This is a genomic window from Geothermobacter hydrogeniphilus (genome assembly GCF_002093115.1).
Classification (GTDB): Bacteria; Desulfobacterota; Desulfuromonadia; order Desulfuromonadales; family Geothermobacteraceae; genus Geothermobacter_A; species Geothermobacter_A hydrogeniphilus.
This window is the reverse complement of record NZ_NAAD01000014.1, coordinates 73,123-87,769: the sequence shown is the minus strand read 5'-3', so window position 1 is coordinate 87,769 and position 14,647 is coordinate 73,123. Positions and strand designations below refer to the sequence as shown.

Below are 14,647 nucleotides of genomic sequence, written 5' to 3'. Positions count from 1 at the left end.
CAGCGGCTCATCCGCCACCTTGGTTAAGGCCTTCTGCACAGCAGATCACGGCGGCATCTCCGTTGATGTGGTCTGCCTGCTGCGATTCAAGCCTTTTCTTGCGTACAAAAAAGCCCGTCTCTGCTGAAGAAGGTCAGCGGATGACGGGCTTCAATGCCTGGGGCGCGATGCGGTGCGCCAAAAAGAGAAAAGCCCGTCCAGATCTCAAGAGATCAAAACGGGCTTCATTGCCTGTTTAACCAAATCACTTATTTGGTTTTTGGGGCGCAACAACTCTGTAGCGCCATGGTTGGCACCTTCATTCCTGAAGGAGTCGTTATTCACTGGTCGACACATCCACGAGCCGTGCCAACGTCGAAAAAAATCGTGCAAAGAGCCTGTTTATCGGTTTGCCGGCACAATGCCGACAGGGTTGCGCGGATTTTGGGTTCGTCAATCTGCTCAGCAATTGAGCACTGGGTGGGCAAATGAGTGGCAGAGGGTGCGGTAAATGCAGGGCTGATAGTGTCCGGTTCGGGCTTCATGACGCTGGTATTTCTCGGTGTTGCCAGGCGATCGGCTTCGGCGTCGAGCATCTCATTCGGGGTCTTCTCGACGGTGTTGCGAACGATTTTACTAAAAAATCGCCCCTGGTTGACCGAAATAAAGGGAAAATCATTGGGAGGATGTTGGTGGCAAGAATAAGGATGGGGGAGGTATGCGGAGAGAGATGATTGAAATTGTTAAAGGTAGTATTGGTATTTAATATCTGGCTATATCCAAAAGCATCATTGTCGCCTGTGAAAAATAAAGATAAAAATATCTTTGTAACATTTTTATAAATGTACGTATTTCTAGTTTGTGAGCTTGATAATAGTTGAACCATGACCAAAAGAGGGCAAAATATGGATTTGTGGTTTGATGAAAAAAATAACATAGCTTACATTGTCCTTACTGGTACGTTGAATAAAGATATTGTTTTAGAGGCATTAGAGTCGACAATAAATTGTGATAAATACAAAAATGGAATGTGCAGGTTGTGGGATCTGAGAAACGCAGATTTTTCTGAATTAAAGTCGGAGGATATAATGAGTATTGCGACCAAATCCTGCAAATTATCATCAACGGTGAGTGAAGTTAATGTGGCCATTGTTGTTAAAGACGATTTGGATTATGGACTGTCTCGTATGTTCCAATCGTATACAAATAGAACATCACAAAATATGGTGTTTAGAACGATAGAAGAAGCAGAACAATGGTTGATGGAGGTCGGATAACTGAATTTAGCTAACAAGTTCATCTTTTGGAGAAGTGACATACGGTACTGAATTGCTGCGGGTAAGGGGATCTATTTCCACCCGTCAAGGATGTTTTTCGTTGATAATCAGATTCTGATATTTGTTTTTCTTTTCGTCAAAAAAATGCATCAAGATCACTTCCGTCTTTTGGTTGAGCAGAATGTTCACGACGAGACGCGTCTGCTGAGACAATAAAAACAACCCGCGACCGGAGGTGTCTTCAATCCCGGGGGGGAGTTCCCCTGGAATGAAGGATGAGTGTCTCCGGATTTTCTTTAAAATCCGTGAGGAGCGAAGGGTGCCTTTCTGGTCAATGACGGAAATCCCGTATTTCTCGAAATCCCTGACAATATGGACATGGATGGCCTCCCGGTCGGGAACCTGAATGACCGGTGGCAGGGCTGTCCCTTCCTGGTCCCGCTCTTCAGCAGTGATGCCGTAAACCCCGTAGGCCAGTGCATTGACTGCAAGCTCTGTAATGTAGAAAGAAAAATTGTGCCTTTGTTCTTCCTCAAGCGTGTCGATGAAGTCCTGAAAGAAGGTTTCTTCGAGGCGAGAAATTTTTACGTCACCTTTAATTTCATATTTTCGATCAAAAACAGGGTACCCATTGGGGAAAAACGCTGAAAATCCAAAAAAATCATCCGTCAACAGTTTCTTGGTCAGCGCTGCGATAACGTGGATATCAAATAGATTGTCGAGAAGAATGTTGCCTATGTCGAACTGCAGGGCCAGACTCAGGTAGTCGAATTGACTGCTGGCCAGAAGAACAATTTGATGCCCTGCATTGGAAAATTTTTTGCGAATTGAGGCGAGTTGCAGTGTGCTTTCGTCAGGTCTTTCTGGCCGCAGTTCAAAGAAAATCAGGCACTGGGTGGTGGTCCGAAGAGTTTCAATCCGTTCGGAACTCGGGTTGACCTCCACATTGATCCCGAAAGGAAGCAGGTTGCGGCGTACCAGCTGGTTGTAGGCGGCAACCAGAAGATCCTGGTTCCTGGAACGGCACAATAGCAGAATGGTTTTTGGGACCATAGCTTCTGACATCCGTGGCTCCAGGAATGAGACGCTGGTATTGAGACGCCTGTGAAAGTGCCCATATATACGAAAGATTACCTTGAGGAGTATACAACTGAATTGTTTCGTGTCCAGTAACCAATGAAAAATACACTACTAAGTCATGCCCTGATGGCATATGGATACGAGTCGCGCAGTTACAAACTCAAGGAACTATAAATTTTGTAACGTTCGGCCAGGTTGGCCTTCCCCCCCTTCCTTTATGTGTCCGGGGGATTCAGGACTGTTCTGATACTCTTCCTTTCAATTCATAAGCCAGAACAGATTCATAGACCGACTCAAACAACCCGGGACCTGGCGCCGTGTGTACTTTGCAGGCTGCATTGATGACAATTTTGCCGATTTCATTCCCTTTCATGCTTCTCACCGTCCATGGTGGTTGGGGTGTAAAAATCTTTTTTCACGCAAAGTCCGACAAGCTCGCTAGGTGAAAATCTCATTCAGGCCAAGCGCTTGCACTCTCCATCCAGTAGTAACTCACTGATTCAGGAGACTATTTCAGTTCGAAAGCGACCTTGATGACAGCCTGATATTCGTCAATCTTGCCATCGTTGCCGATGTGGCCGCGGATGTCGAGAACCTCAAACCAGGAGAGCTTGTCCAACGATTGCTGGGCGCGATCAACCGCCTGCTGAACAGCGGCTTCGAGTCCGGCGCTGGAGGTGCCGATTATTTCGACCTTTTTGTAGGTCCGTCCCGTTCCGTAAGTCATGGCGTGCTCCTTTCACAAGGCAAACGAATGTGTTGTGTTCAAGGTTAACACTCGCGCGCCCCTTGTAAATCTATCCCGGCAACATGACCATCCGGGCGGCAACCGCCTCGAACATCGGGATCATCTCGTAGAGCTCGTCGCGGTCGTATGACTTTCAGGTTTGATGCCAAGCCTTTTTCCGGCCGGCGAAAGTCGTACCAGGCGCTCCGCAGCGTCCTCGACCTCCTCCCGCACCTTCCGGTCCAGCCGCCTCAACCAGGCTGCCGGCAGGGCCCCGAGACCGTAAAAGGCCCCGGCAATCATCCCCGCGATGGCCCCGGTGGTGTCGGTGTCGCCCCCCTGGTTGACCACGCCGATGAGGCACTCCTCGAAACTGCCGGTGGTAAAGAGGTAATGAAAAACGGTCTGCAGGGTTTCGACCACATAGCCGGAGGCGTGGCCATGGTAATTGTTGAAGCGGAAAATGGGATGTTTCGCAACCAGCCCCCGGGTCAGCTGGTGGAGACGGAAGCGGTCAGCCCCGAGGAGTGAGGCCTGCACCATGCGTCCGACGTACAGACAGCCGGCATCCGAGAGGGGATGGTTATGGGTCAACCGGGCCTGCTCCAGGGCGCAGCGGACCAGTGCCTCGTCATCTCCCAGGGTGATGATCGCGACCGGGGCCATGCGCATCACCGCGCCGTTTCCGGCGTCCCAGTCATTGTAGGGAGTCTGCAGTTCTCCGCTGCGTCGATAGCGGTTGATTCCCCTGCGCACGGTTGCGCCGATATCCACCGGCTTGGCGCGCATCCAGGCGAGAAATTGCTCGGCGACGGCCTGCAGGTTCCAGTCCCCCCGTTCGAGCAGGGCGCGCGCCAGTGCCAGCGACATCTCGGTGTCGTCAGTCACCTGCCCCGGTTTCAGGCCAAGCCAGCCCCCGCCGCGGATCTTGTGGTGGACCTTGAACTTCATCCGGATTTCGACCGGGGTCATGAACTCGGTCGTTGCCCCCAGGGCGTCGCCGAGGGCAAGCCCGAGAAAGCAGGCGCGGGCGCGTTCGATCAGTCTCTCAGCCACCTGTCAGGACCTCAACCTCGTACTCCCCGCCGATCACCAGCAGTTCGCCCTCTCCCCTGAACAGTGAGCGCGGCAGCAACCCGCCGGCGAAGACGATCTTCACCAGGGGGACTTCGGTCTGCAGCACCCTGGATCCGAACTCCCAGGCGTGTTCGAAATCATCGGTGAAGGAGTTGAGGTTGTTGAGGCGCAGCAGGCAGTGTTTTCGGTCGTACTGTTCAAGAATCAGGTGCTCTTCGAGGTCGTTTATGCCCCGGTAAAGGCGCAGGTGGGTTCGCCCCGGGTAGTGATGCGGCAGTTCCTGCTGAACGAATTCATAGAGCAGATCCAGCTGGGAGAAGATGGCGCTGGTTCGTTCCGCGCCCTTCATGCGGTCAAAGGTGAAGCGCTGGTAGGCCACGTCCTCGAAGTTGCGGATCGGCCGGTGGTGGAAAGTCGGAACCAGCCCGAAGCGCGATTCGACCCAGCCCTTGAGTACCGCGCCCTCGATGGAGTTGCTGTCAAACAGCCAACCGCGCAGAAAGCGCAGATAGCTGTTCTTGAGACTCTTGCGGCTGTTTTTCGAGTCCTCCCGTTGCCACTGGTGGAGTTGGAACTTGACATCCATGTAGTCGTGGAACTGAATTCCGCGCTCCTCGGCCGTTTGCTGTTTGCGTAGAAGCTCAAAGAGCAGCCGGTTGGCTGCGTACACGCCCTGAATCTTGAGCGCCTGCGGGTAGGTGTTGAAGTGACACGAGGCGATCGTCCGGGGAGGCAGGTTGCAGCGATTGATCAGGTGATCGTTCATGAAAAAAATGATGACGCTTCCTTCCGGGGATTCGGCAGAGTCTGTATGAGGCAAGGTCTATCGATATTGTTCCTGGATTCTTAAGACGTGAGGAGGACAGGTCAATACGTGATGTCTAGGAGGCTGTCGGACTATACAGGCTGAAGCGAAAATTCGAGCGTTTGAGCCCAGATTTCGGCTCAATTGCAGCCTCATAGCAGTGGCTATGGGGCAAAATGGAGCTGGGATATGGGCCGAACGCGCGGATTTGCAGCCAGTTCATGGATAGTCCGACAGCCTCCTAGAGAGAGTCAAGACCCGTCTCACCGGTACGAATGCGGATGGCCTGGTCGATGTCGGAGACAAAAATTTTGCCGTCGCCGATACGGCCGGTGCAGGCTTCCCTCCGCACGGCTTCGATGATCTCGTCAACCTGGTCGGCTGGTATCACCAGGTCTATCTTCACCTTGGGGATGAAGTCGATCTGGTACTCGGCTCCGCGGTAGAGTTCAGTGTGGCCTTTCTGGCGGCCGAAGCCCCTGACCTCACTGACGGTCATGCCGGAAATCCCCAGATTTGTCAGCGCCCCCTTGACGTCGTCCAGCTTGAACGGTTTGATGATGCATTCAATCCTTTTCATGGGTCGTCTCCTTTCCAGAGTTGCATTTGCCAGACCCCGCTCCGGTCGCAGTTGGTGTGGAGGACGGGCGCCGTTGCCCCTTTCTTCCGGCTGGAGCCGAAACAAGGTTGTTCGGCAGTAACCTCATTTTTTTGGTTGGTCCTGAAGGCGGGGTCCAGCGCCAGGTATGCCAGGCATGGACACTTTACAAAAGCGAAACCTTTTGCCTGTTTTAATCATTTACAGATCCCTGCCGAGTGTTTGTGATAACTCCTGCCGCCGCTCATTCCGGGGAAAATAATAGAAAATTCAGCCCCTCCTTCGGCGGCTGTATCGAGCGCCAGCCCGGCGTTATGCTCGGCGAGGATGTTGCTGCACAGGTAGAGGCCGAGGCCGGTTCCCTCCCCCTCCTGCTTGGTCGTGAAGAAGGGCTCAAAGATCTTCGCCTTGAGTTCATCGGGAATCCCCGGTCCATTGTCGGCGATGACAACCCTGGCATCTCCGTCCGTTGTCGTTCCGGTGGTTATTGTCAGGCGTCCCCCCCGCCCCATGGCCTGGGTGGCGTTCATGACGAGGTTGATGAAGACCTGCTTGAGTTTGTTTGAATCACCCATCACGAGCGGCATGTCGTCATGATTTTCGCGCAGTTCGATCGTCTTGCGGCCGAGTTCGTAGCACACCAGCAGCAGAACGTCCTGCAGGACCTGGTGCAGATCGAGGGGCCGAAGCACGGTCTCACCGCTGCGGGAGAAGGAGAGCAGCCCCCCGGTCAGGGTCTTGAGGCGCTCGACCTCGTCGCCGATTCTTTTCAGCAGCTCCAGTTGCTCACTATTCTGGCCCTGCTCCCTCTGCAGCAGCTGGGTCGCGTAGCTGATGACGGCCAGGGGATTGTTGACCTCGTGAGCGATGCCCGCCGACAGGCGGCCGACTTCGGCCAGCTTCTCAGTCTGGATGGTCTGATCGAGCAGGCGCTGAAAATCAGTGATGTCTTCGACCATCACCAGGATGCCGGTTATCATCCGTCCATCCCGCAACGGAGCAAGCCGACGCTTCTGAAATCGCAGCTCACCCCGCAGGTTGCGGTGAGCCAGCTTCAACCTTCCGGGTTGACCACCGTCAAGCACCTGCCGCAACGCCTCCTCGAAACCTTCTTTTCTCAGATGGGGGAAGAGTATGAGCAGTTTGCAGCCGAGCGCTTCCGCGGCTTTGACCCCGCTGAATTCTTCCATGCGCGGGTTCCAGGAGGTGATCCGCAGCTTCATGTCGAGGCTGTAGATTCCCAGGCTGGCGCTCTGCAGGATCTGTCGGTTGAGCTGGTCGAGTTCGCGATTCCTGCTGCTCGCGGCGTGAAGCTCTCGATAAAGGTGCGAATTTTCGATGGCGATGGCGGCGAGCCCGGCAAGAGAAAGGAGCGGGGCGATATCAGACCGGGCAAAGGCGTGAGGCCGGCAGCTTTCGACGTTGTAAACACCGATCACCTGTCCATTGGCGATCAGCGGCACGGCCAGTTCGCTGCGGGCGCCGCGGATGCCGCCGATGTACCCGGGTTCGGTTTCGACATCGGCCACCAGGAGCGGTTTTCCAGTCAGCGCGACCTGTCCCATAATCCCTTCTCCAGGGACAATACGCACCTTTTCTGCATCTTCCGGATAACCGAAAGATGCTGCGGTTACGAGTTCGCCAGTCTCTTTTTCAAGCAGCCTGATGATCGCGTTTTCAAATCCGAAAATATTTCTCGACAGACGCAGGATCTGCGTCAGCAGTTCATCCTGTTCGGTGCTCGACGCCAGCTTGCGGCCAATATCGATCTGCGCCTGAAGCAGTTTATTTTGTTGCTCCTCTGCTGAATGCATCGTCAGTCCATTTGCGCCTTCAGTCGGCAGTAAGCAGAATCGCTTCGGCAACCTGTTTCAGTGATTTGCGCTTGTCCATTGCCAGCTTCTGCATCTTGCGGTGAGCCTCGGGTTCACTGAGGCCGTTTGCGATCAGGATCCCCTTGGCCTGATCAACCAGTTTGCGCGTTGCCAGAGTGTCCTTGAGACGGGCGTTTTCGTCGCGCAGGTTGTTCAGTTCGACAAACTGATGGATCGCCAGTTCAACGGTGGCCTGCAACTGGGCGGGTTGAAAGGGCTTGAGCTGATAGCCGAGTACGCCGGCGTCGCGCGCTCGGGCAATGGTGTCGGAATCGCTGGTCCCGGTGAGCAGAATGATCGGTGCCGCGACGCTGTTGCTTATTTTTTCGGCAGCCGTGACTCCATCCATGCCCGGCATCGAAACATCCATGATGATTAAGAGGGGGGTCTCACTGCATGCCAGGCTGACCGCCTGGCTTCCGTCTGCGGCTTCAATGATCCTGTCAAAGCCAAAACATTCTATGGTTTCAGCGACTTGACGTCTTATCAAGGGTTCGTCATCGGCAATCAGTGCAATTTTCATGGTGACCTCCTGTCGACAACAGTTGTGCATACAGGATGCCAAGCCCTGTCTGCTACAGCACAGGCGGGAGGTGGCGTGTCGCAAGAGGAGTCGGTGGCGGAGAATCAGAGCTGTGCTCTGGAGTGTTGCCGGGAACCTCGGCTGATTTGTGCTGTCCGCCGACAAGGGGCTCACTGATTCAGGAGGGAATCAGGTCGATTTGCATCCCTCCTGCGGAGCAGGGGGGACTGAGGAGGGTCCGTACCGCTGTACCAGTTCCTCGCACAGGGCGAGTATGCCGATGCCGGTCGGGCAGGCGCGGTCGCAGCGGCCGCAGGCGACACAGCCGAGTTCACCCCAGCGCAGCGGGTCGGCGACCAGCTTGTGATAGACGCGGCGGCGGGTGCGCAGGGTTTCGGTTCCCAGGGGGTTGTGGCCGCCGGCCTCGCGCATGAAGGCGTCGAGCTGGCAGGAATCCCAGAGCCGGCTGCGCTCGGTCCGGTTGCCGAAGGTCCGGTCCTGGACGCCGAAGCAGCTGCAGGTTGGACAGGCGAAGTTGCAGCCGCCGCAGGCGATGCAGCGGGCGGCGATTTCTTCCCAGAACGCTTCGGGAACCTGATCCTCCTGCAGCAGCCGGGCGGCCGCAAGCAGGGTCGCGGGTCGTTCGGCGGGGCTTCGGTCGATGGTGCGCAGGGCCGCCGGATCGGCAGCGGTGAAGCCTTCCAGCAGTGCCTCGCCCGGCTTCGCGTGGGGGCGGGCGAGCAGTTTGTCCGGGACGATGATCAGTTCCAGATCGCAGGTCTCCGCCGGGGGGAGGGTTGCCCCCTGGGGACCGGTCAGTCCGCTCAGACCGATCAGCAGGGCGTCATGGCGGCGACGCAGGTAGGCGTCGTCGATCGGGCGGCTGAGGAAGAAGCGGTCGAGAAAGGCGATCCCGGCCAGGTCGAAGTGGTCGAGGCCGAGCAGGGCGACCGGTTTGTCCGCCGGCACCGGCAGCCTGACATCGCCGCTGTTATCCAGCTCCATCAGCAGCTCGAGCTGGGGAAAGAAGACCTCGGTCGGTTTGCGCTGCAGCGGGGTCCCGGCCAGCTCCGGCAGTCCGCCCGGCCAGGGGAGCAGCAGCTGGCTGCCGTCACTCTGCCGCTGCGGTGTCAGCAACCGCCTGCGGGCGGCGATCCGTTCCAGCAGACGGAGCAAGTCCTTTTCTGCCAGTTGTTTCAGCATGGCTGCAGCCTCACGGCGCAGACCTTGAACTCGGGGATGCCCGATTCCGGATCGAGAGCGTTGTTGGTCAGGGCGTTGGCGGCACCCTCGACGAAGTGGAAGGGGATGAACAGCTGACCCGCCGGAACCCGGTCGGTGATTCTGGCCAGCGCCTCGATGCTGCCTCGGCGACTGCTTATCTGCAGGGGTTGACGCTCTTTCAGCTGATGGCGGGCGGCATCCTGCGGATGGATCTCAACATAGGGCTCGCGCTCCTCGCGGTCGAGCAGGTGGCTGCGGCGGGTCATGCTGCCGGTGTGCCAGTGGACTCCGGTGCGGCCGGTGTTGAGCAGGAAAGGGTAGTCGGTGTCCGGCACCTCGGCTGAAGGCCGGTAGGTCACCGGGCTGAAGCGGGCCTTGCCGCGGCTGCAGCTCTCGACATGCAGGATCGGGGTGCCGGGATGCTCTGCCTCCGGGCAGGGCCATTGCAGCCCGGATCCCTCCAGTCGGGGATAGCTGATGCCGGCGTAGCTCGGGGTCAGCGCGCTGATCTCATTCATGATCTGCTCCGGTCCGCTGTCGTCGGCCGGCAGGCCGCAGCGCCCCAGCAGGGCGCGGAGGATCTGCCAGTCGGCCCTGGCTTCGCCCGGCGGTTCGACCGCCTTGCGGCCGCGCTGCACCCGGCGCTCAGTGGAGGTGTAGCTGCCGTCCCGCTCGGCGTAGCAGGCTGCCGGCAGCACCAGGTCGGCCAGTTGCGCGGTTTCGGTGGGGAAGATATCGATCACGGCGAGAAACTCCAGTTTCTGCAGCGCCTGACGGACCAGGCCCTGGTTCGCCTCGGAAAGCAGTGGGTTCTCTCCCATGATCAGCATGCCGCGAATCCGGCCCTCCGCGGCGGCCTCCATGGCGTGGGTGGCCATCAGTCCGGGTTGTTCCGGCAGATCCACGCCCCAGGCGATCGCGAATTTCTTCCGCGCCGCCGGGTCGCTCACTTTCTGGTAGCCGCTGTAGACATCGGGCAGGGCGCCCATGTCGCAGGCCCCCTGGACATTGTTCTGGCCACGCAGGGGATTGATGCCGGTACCGGGGCGGCCGAGGTTGCCGGTCAGCAGGGCGAGGTTGGAGAGAGCCCGGACGTTGTCGACTCCGTGGCTGTGCTGGGTGATGCCCATGGCGAAGACGATCATTGCTTTGTCCGCGCGGGCGAAACGGCGCGCGGCCGCGACCAGCTGTTCTTTCGGCACCCCGGTGATGGCCGCCACCCGCTCCGGAGTGCAGTCCCGCAGCGAGGTTTCGAAGGCGGCGAAGTTTTCACAACGGGCGGCAATGAAGTCGCGGTCTTCCAGGCCGTCGGCGAGGATCTGCCGCATGATGCCGCAAAGCAGGGCGACATCGGTACCGTTTCGCGGCCGCAGGTGCAGGTCGGCGTGCCGGGCCAGGCGGATGGTCCGGCTGTCGATGACGATCAGATCCGCGCCGCACTGTTTCGCCTGCAGGATTCGGCTGCCGATCAGCGGGTGCTGTTCGGTGGTGTTGGAGCCGATCACCAGCATCAGATCGGTCTGCTCGAAGCAGTCGAGGCTGTTGGTCATCGCCCCCGAGCCGAGGGTCTCCGCCAGGCCGAAGACGGTCGAGGAATGGCAGAGTCGGGCGCAGTGATCGATGTTGTTGGTGCCGAAGCCGGCCCGGGCCAGCTTCATCAGCAGAAAGTTTTCCTCGTTGGAGGCCTTGGCCGAGGCGAGGAACATCAGGCTGTCGGAACCGTGCCGTTCGGCGATGGCGCTCAGCCTTTCGTGCAGCAGGTCGAGGGCGCTGTTCCAGTCGCAGGGGACCAGCTTCCCCTGTCGGCGGTACAGCGGCACGGTCAGTCGCTCCGGGTGGTTGACGAAGGCGTGGGCGTTCCAGCCCTTGAGGCAGAGCTGTCCCCGGCTGACCGGATGGCCGGCGGCCGGTTCGACACCGCTCAGCCGTCCCCGTTCGTCAGTGAACAGATGAAAATTGCAGCCGGTGCCGCACCAGGGGCAGGTGGTCAGGGTGGTTTTCACAGGGCGCCCCGCAAATTTTCCACCTCTTCCAGCCAGAAGACCGGCCCGTCGCTGCAGCAATAGAGGTGCTCGATGCTGCAGTGGCCGCATTTGCCGACTCCGCAGCGCATCTGCCGTTCGAGGGAGAGCATGATCCGCCGGTCGCCGTCGAGGCCGAGTCGGCGCAGTTCGGCAATGACCGGACGGTACATTGGCGGCGGGCCGACCAGCACCGCCCGGCAGTCGGTCGGGTCGAAATCGAGTCGTGACAGCAGTTCGGGAAGCAGTCCGGTGTCGCCGTCGTAACAGGACGCGGCCGGGGTCCGGTCGACGGTGGTGCGGCAGTCGAACCGGTCACTGTGTTGCCAGGCGGCCAGGTCGTCCTTGAACATCAGATCGTCGGGAGAGCGGGCACCGTAGAGAATATGGACCGCGCCGAATTCTTCCGGTCGGTCCTGGCAGTACTGGATCAGCGAGCGCAGCGGCGCCAGGCCGCAGCCGCCGGCGATCAGCAGCAATGGCCCGCCACGCAGAGCGTCGAGCTGGAAGGGGCGGCCGAAGGGGCCGCGGATGCCGATCGTGGTGCCGGGAGCAAGCTGGTGCAGGGCTGAGGTGAGCCGCCCGGCGCGGCGCACACCGAGTTCGAAGACGGGGCCGCGGGTCGGTGAACTGGCGATGGAGATCGGCGCCTCGGTCAGTCCGGGCAGCGACAGCTGGATGAACTGACCGGGCTGGTGCCCCGGGGAAGTCCCATCCGCGAGCTGCAGTCGGAACAGCTTCTCCTGCGGAGTCAGATCGCTGGTTTCCAGCAGCCGGCAGGGCCGGGGGGCATAGAGCGAGGCGGGGGCGGTCATCGATCTGCGGTTGTCATCCCGTTTCCGGCAGGGCGGCCCGCACCGCGGAGATCAGCTGGCTGACATCCTCTTCCCGGGTATTCCAGGAACACATCAGCCGCGCTTCACCGCTGCCGATGAAGGTATAGAAATACCAGCCGTCGGCCTGCAGGGTTTCGATCACTCCCTGCGGGAAGCGGACGAAAACCGCGTTGGCCTCGACCGGATGGACCACCTCGACCCCGGGCAGGGCCTGCAGTTCGTCGCCCAGCCGGGTCGCCATGGCGTTGGCATGGCGGGCGTGGCGCACCAGGACCCCATCCTGCAGCAGGCTGATCCAGGGGGCGGAGAGGTAGCGCATTTTCGAGGCCAGCTGGCCGGCCTGCTTGCAGCGGTAGTCGAATTCCGCCGCCAGTTCCCGGTTGAAAAAGATCACCGCTTCGCCGACCGCCATCCCCACCTTGGTGCCGCCGAAGGTCAGCACGTCGATACCGGCCTTCCAGGTCAGTTCGGCGGGATGCAGATCACGTCCGGCCAGGGCGTTGGCGAAGCGGGCGCCGTCCATGTGCAGCCGCAGGTTGTGCTTTTCGGCGCAGTCGCGCAGGGCCTGCAGCTCATCCGGGGTGTAGACAGTGCCGAGTTCGGTCGACTGGGTGAGGCTGAGTACTTTCGGCTTCGGATAATGGATATCGCTGCGCCGGGTGACCAGGTACTCGACCTGGTCCGGGTCGACCTTGCCGCCGTTGCCGGTGGCGAGCAGGATTTTGGTGCCGTTGGAGAAGAATTCCGGCGCTCCGCACTCGTCGGTTTCAATGTGCGCCAGTTCGTGGCAGACAATGCTGTGATAGCTCTGGCAGAGAGAGGCCAGAGCCAGGGAGTTGGCCGCGGTGCCGTTGAAGACGAAGAAGACCTGGCAGTCGGTTTCAAAAAACTCTCGCAGCAGGTTGCAGGCACGGGAGGTCCAGGGGTCATTGCCGTAGGAGTTGACATGTCCCTGGTTGACCGCCTGCATCGCCGCCATGGCTTCCGGGCAGATCGGCGCGTAGTTGTCACTGGCAAACTGGTTTTTCAGCTCGGGGTCGGGATGGACGAGTTTCATGGTGACTCCTTCTGGAATAAAAAGATTGTGCAGGAACCGATTGTAGTCTCCCGGCGGGAAAAGGCAAGGGAAACAGCAAGGAGGCGGGGCGAAGGGCTAAAGGCGAAGGGCTGGAGGCTGCGACACCCATCACCCGTCCCTCGACTTTTGTCTCTCTGCTGAGATCAGGGACCGGGAAGGCGGCAGCGCAGCAGGTGCAGACCCTTGTCGGGGTCGGCCTCCGGGAAGTCCTCTCCGGCCCGCAGAGTTTCAATCAGCGCCAGAAAAGGAGCGTGTTCGGCGATGGTGGCGGCGAGGAAGCTGCGGCCGAGGCGGGGCACGGCCATGCAGGCGAGCAGTTCCCCGCCGGGGGCAAGCAACTCCGGCAGCCGCCTCAGCAGTCGCGGCCAGTCCCGTTCCGGTACAAAGCTGTTGCCCTGGGTGTCGGGCGGGTCGGCGATGACCAGATCGAAGGGGCCGAGCCGGCGCAGCTTGCCGAAGGATTTGAACAGGTCATGGGCGAGAAAACCGGCCCGGCGCGGGTCGAGATTGTTCAGCTGGTGGTTGCGGCGCCCCCAGTCGAGGGCGTTTCGGCTCATGTCCAGGTTGATGACCTGTGCGGCGCCGCCGGCCAGGGCGGCGACCGAGAAGGAGCAGGTATATGCGAACAGGTTCAGGATCCGTCGGCCGGCGGCCCGTTTGCGGACCAGCCTGCGACCGACCGCCATGTCGGGGAAGAAGCCGATGTTCTGCCCGCGGTCGAAGTGCAGCTGGTAGCGGAGTCCGTCCTCGATGGCAAAAGAATGCTCCGACATCCTGCCCCAGACCAGGTTCTGCGGGGCGCCGGGCAGGTCGCGGCGCTGCAGGACCAGACCGCGTGGTTGCGGATCGAGCCGCTCCGCCAGCCAGGTCGCCAGCTGGTCGGGGAGACCCTCTGCCGGCGGGCGGTAGCAGATCAGGTGCAGCAACGGTGGATACCAGTCGAGAACCAGATGCTCCAGGCCGGGAAACGTCCCGCCCCGGCCGTGCATGAGGCGCTTTGCCGCCGTTGCGTCATCCGCCGGACGGGATTGCAGATTGGAAATGAGAAGTGCAAATTCGTTTGACACAGAATAAATTCGGGTTGGCAGTTGAAAAAAAAGACCGCCTTGATAAAGTTTAAACAACCAACGTGAGTACCAGTCTTGCTCACTGCAACAACCTCTTGACGCGTCGATTCCTCCTGATTGGCGCGTCTTTTTTGTGTCCTGAATCAGTGAGTTCCTGTTGGATGGAGAGTGCAAGTGCTTGGTCTGAATGAGCTTTGCAAAAATCTGAAGCGCACCCATAGGTTCGCTGGTGATTTTTGGGAAGCTCAGGCAGATCAATGACTGGTGCTGTCCGCCAACAAGGGACCCACTGATTCAGGTGTGTATGAGGACGCCGGTTTTTTCTCAACTCTGTGTTGCTGTCCCGCTTCGCTTGTGCGACGTAGCTGCCGCGCTCATTGGGCAGCGCCTTGATGTGCCACCTGCCCCGTTCCTTGTCGGCGCCTGCTCTTTTTGTCTTCTCTGTACTCTACGATAACCTGTGATTATTGCAACGTTTTTT

General features: G+C 59.0%; 15 protein-coding genes. 1 reads left to right on the top strand and 14 read right to left on the bottom strand.

What is annotated here, in order from left to right:
* Window positions 1-320: 320 nt before the first annotated feature.
* Window positions 321-575: a hypothetical protein gene (locus B5V00_RS16975; protein WP_139800756.1), complete on the bottom strand. Its 255-nt coding sequence runs from the start codon at window positions 573-575 to the stop codon at window positions 321-323.
* A gap of 309 nt (window positions 576-884) precedes the next feature.
* Here B5V00_RS16975 and B5V00_RS11665 point away from each other — a divergent pair, with 309 nt between their 5' ends.
* Complete coding sequence (locus B5V00_RS11665; RefSeq protein WP_085010977.1) at window positions 885-1,256, top strand: hypothetical protein; 372 nt, start codon at window positions 885-887, stop codon at window positions 1,254-1,256.
* Window positions 1,257-1,340: 84 nt separating this feature from the next.
* On the opposite strand, the gene B5V00_RS11660 is transcribed toward B5V00_RS11665, so the two are convergent.
* The 13 genes from B5V00_RS11660 to B5V00_RS11600 form a co-directional block, all read right to left on the bottom strand.
* The gene (locus B5V00_RS11660) at window positions 1,341-2,321 is read right to left on the bottom strand and encodes a hypothetical protein (RefSeq protein ID WP_139800755.1); all 981 of its coding nucleotides are present in this window, start codon (window positions 2,319-2,321) and stop codon (window positions 1,341-1,343) included.
* A 247-nt stretch (window positions 2,322-2,568) separates the two neighbouring features.
* Complete coding sequence (locus tag B5V00_RS17595) at window positions 2,569-2,709, bottom strand: GxxExxY protein (RefSeq protein ID WP_085010975.1); 141 nt, start codon at window positions 2,707-2,709, stop codon at window positions 2,569-2,571.
* Window positions 2,710-2,844: 135 nt separating this feature from the next.
* Window positions 2,845-3,063 (bottom strand): dodecin, encoded by a 219-nt coding sequence (locus tag B5V00_RS11650; protein WP_085010974.1) that lies wholly within the window; start codon window positions 3,061-3,063, stop codon window positions 2,845-2,847.
* Between the two features lie 120 nt (window positions 3,064-3,183).
* Window positions 3,184-4,119 carry an ADP-ribosyl-[dinitrogen reductase] hydrolase gene (gene draG / locus B5V00_RS11645; RefSeq protein ID WP_085010973.1) on the bottom strand — a complete coding sequence of 312 codons (936 nt, stop codon included), beginning with the start codon at window positions 4,117-4,119 and terminating at the stop codon, window positions 3,184-3,186.
* On the bottom strand, window positions 4,112-4,906 hold the full coding sequence (locus B5V00_RS11640; protein ID WP_085010972.1) for an NAD(+)--dinitrogen-reductase ADP-D-ribosyltransferase: 795 nt from the start codon (window positions 4,904-4,906) through the stop codon (window positions 4,112-4,114). The genes draG and B5V00_RS11640 overlap by 8 nt, the downstream gene beginning before the upstream one ends.
* A 280-nt stretch (window positions 4,907-5,186) precedes the next feature.
* Window positions 5,187-5,525, bottom strand: coding sequence for a P-II family nitrogen regulator (locus B5V00_RS11635; RefSeq protein ID WP_085010971.1), 339 nt, complete (start codon window positions 5,523-5,525; stop codon window positions 5,187-5,189).
* A gap of 215 nt (window positions 5,526-5,740) precedes the next feature.
* Window positions 5,741-7,357, bottom strand: coding sequence for an ATP-binding protein (locus B5V00_RS11630; RefSeq protein ID WP_085010970.1), 1,617 nt, complete (start codon window positions 7,355-7,357; stop codon window positions 5,741-5,743).
* Between the two features lie 19 nt (window positions 7,358-7,376).
* Entirely contained in the window at window positions 7,377-7,940 is a 564-nt protein-coding gene (locus B5V00_RS11625) for an ANTAR domain-containing response regulator (protein WP_085010969.1), read from the bottom strand.
* A 189-nt stretch (window positions 7,941-8,129) separates the two neighbouring features.
* A complete protein-coding gene (locus B5V00_RS11620) occupies window positions 8,130-9,143 on the bottom strand; it encodes a 4Fe-4S dicluster domain-containing protein (RefSeq protein WP_085010968.1) in 1,014 nt (337 codons plus the stop codon).
* Window positions 9,137-11,257: a formate dehydrogenase subunit alpha gene (gene fdhF / locus B5V00_RS11615; protein WP_425432586.1), complete on the bottom strand. Its 2,121-nt coding sequence runs from the start codon at window positions 11,255-11,257 to the stop codon at window positions 9,137-9,139. The genes B5V00_RS11620 and fdhF overlap by 7 nt, the downstream gene beginning before the upstream one ends.
* The gene (locus B5V00_RS11610) at window positions 11,164-12,000 is read right to left on the bottom strand and encodes an FAD/NAD(P)-binding protein (RefSeq protein ID WP_085010966.1); all 837 of its coding nucleotides are present in this window, start codon (window positions 11,998-12,000) and stop codon (window positions 11,164-11,166) included. The genes fdhF and B5V00_RS11610 overlap by 94 nt, the downstream gene beginning before the upstream one ends.
* Before the next feature lie 13 nt (window positions 12,001-12,013).
* On the bottom strand, window positions 12,014-13,078 hold the full coding sequence (locus tag B5V00_RS11605) for a threonine aldolase family protein (RefSeq protein WP_085010965.1): 1,065 nt from the start codon (window positions 13,076-13,078) through the stop codon (window positions 12,014-12,016).
* A 164-nt stretch (window positions 13,079-13,242) separates the two neighbouring features.
* Entirely contained in the window at window positions 13,243-14,088 is an 846-nt protein-coding gene (locus tag B5V00_RS11600) for a class I SAM-dependent methyltransferase (protein WP_085011014.1), read from the bottom strand.
* Window positions 14,089-14,647 lie beyond the last annotated feature (559 nt).

Bases quoted from the DNA above. Each gene is read 5' to 3' on its own strand.
- B5V00_RS11605 (WP_085010965.1), bottom strand. From the start codon at position 13,078: ATGAAACTCGTCCATCCCGACCCCGAGCTGAAAAACCAGTTTGCCAGT.
- B5V00_RS11630 (WP_085010970.1), bottom strand. From the start codon at position 7,357: ATGCATTCAGCAGAGGAGCAACAAAATAAACTGCTTCAGGCGCAGATC.
- fdhF (WP_425432586.1), bottom strand. From the start codon at position 11,257: ATGCGGCCACTGCAGCATCGAGCACCTCTATTGCTGCAGCGACGGGCC.
- B5V00_RS16975 (WP_139800756.1), bottom strand. From the start codon at position 575: ATGCTCGACGCCGAAGCCGATCGCCTGGCAACACCGAGAAATACCAGC.
- B5V00_RS11620 (WP_085010968.1), bottom strand. From the start codon at position 9,143: ATGCTGAAACAACTGGCAGAAAAGGACTTGCTCCGTCTGCTGGAACGG.
- B5V00_RS11650 (WP_085010974.1), bottom strand. From the start codon at position 3,063: ATGACTTACGGAACGGGACGGACCTACAAAAAGGTCGAAATAATCGGC.
- B5V00_RS11610 (WP_085010966.1), bottom strand. From the start codon at position 12,000: ATGACCGCCCCCGCCTCGCTCTATGCCCCCCGGCCCTGCCGGCTGCTG.
- B5V00_RS17595 (WP_085010975.1), bottom strand. From the start codon at position 2,709: ATGAAAGGGAATGAAATCGGCAAAATTGTCATCAATGCAGCCTGCAAA.
- B5V00_RS11640 (WP_085010972.1), bottom strand. From the start codon at position 4,906: ATGAACGATCACCTGATCAATCGCTGCAACCTGCCTCCCCGGACGATC.
- B5V00_RS11600 (WP_085011014.1), bottom strand. From the start codon at position 14,088: ATGCACGGCCGGGGCGGGACGTTTCCCGGCCTGGAGCATCTGGTTCTC.
- B5V00_RS11665 (WP_085010977.1), top strand. From the start codon at position 885: ATGGATTTGTGGTTTGATGAAAAAAATAACATAGCTTACATTGTCCTT.
- B5V00_RS11635 (WP_085010971.1), bottom strand. From the start codon at position 5,525: ATGAAAAGGATTGAATGCATCATCAAACCGTTCAAGCTGGACGACGTC.
- B5V00_RS11625 (WP_085010969.1), bottom strand. From the start codon at position 7,940: ATGAAAATTGCACTGATTGCCGATGACGAACCCTTGATAAGACGTCAA.
- B5V00_RS11660 (WP_139800755.1), bottom strand. From the start codon at position 2,321: ATGTCAGAAGCTATGGTCCCAAAAACCATTCTGCTATTGTGCCGTTCC.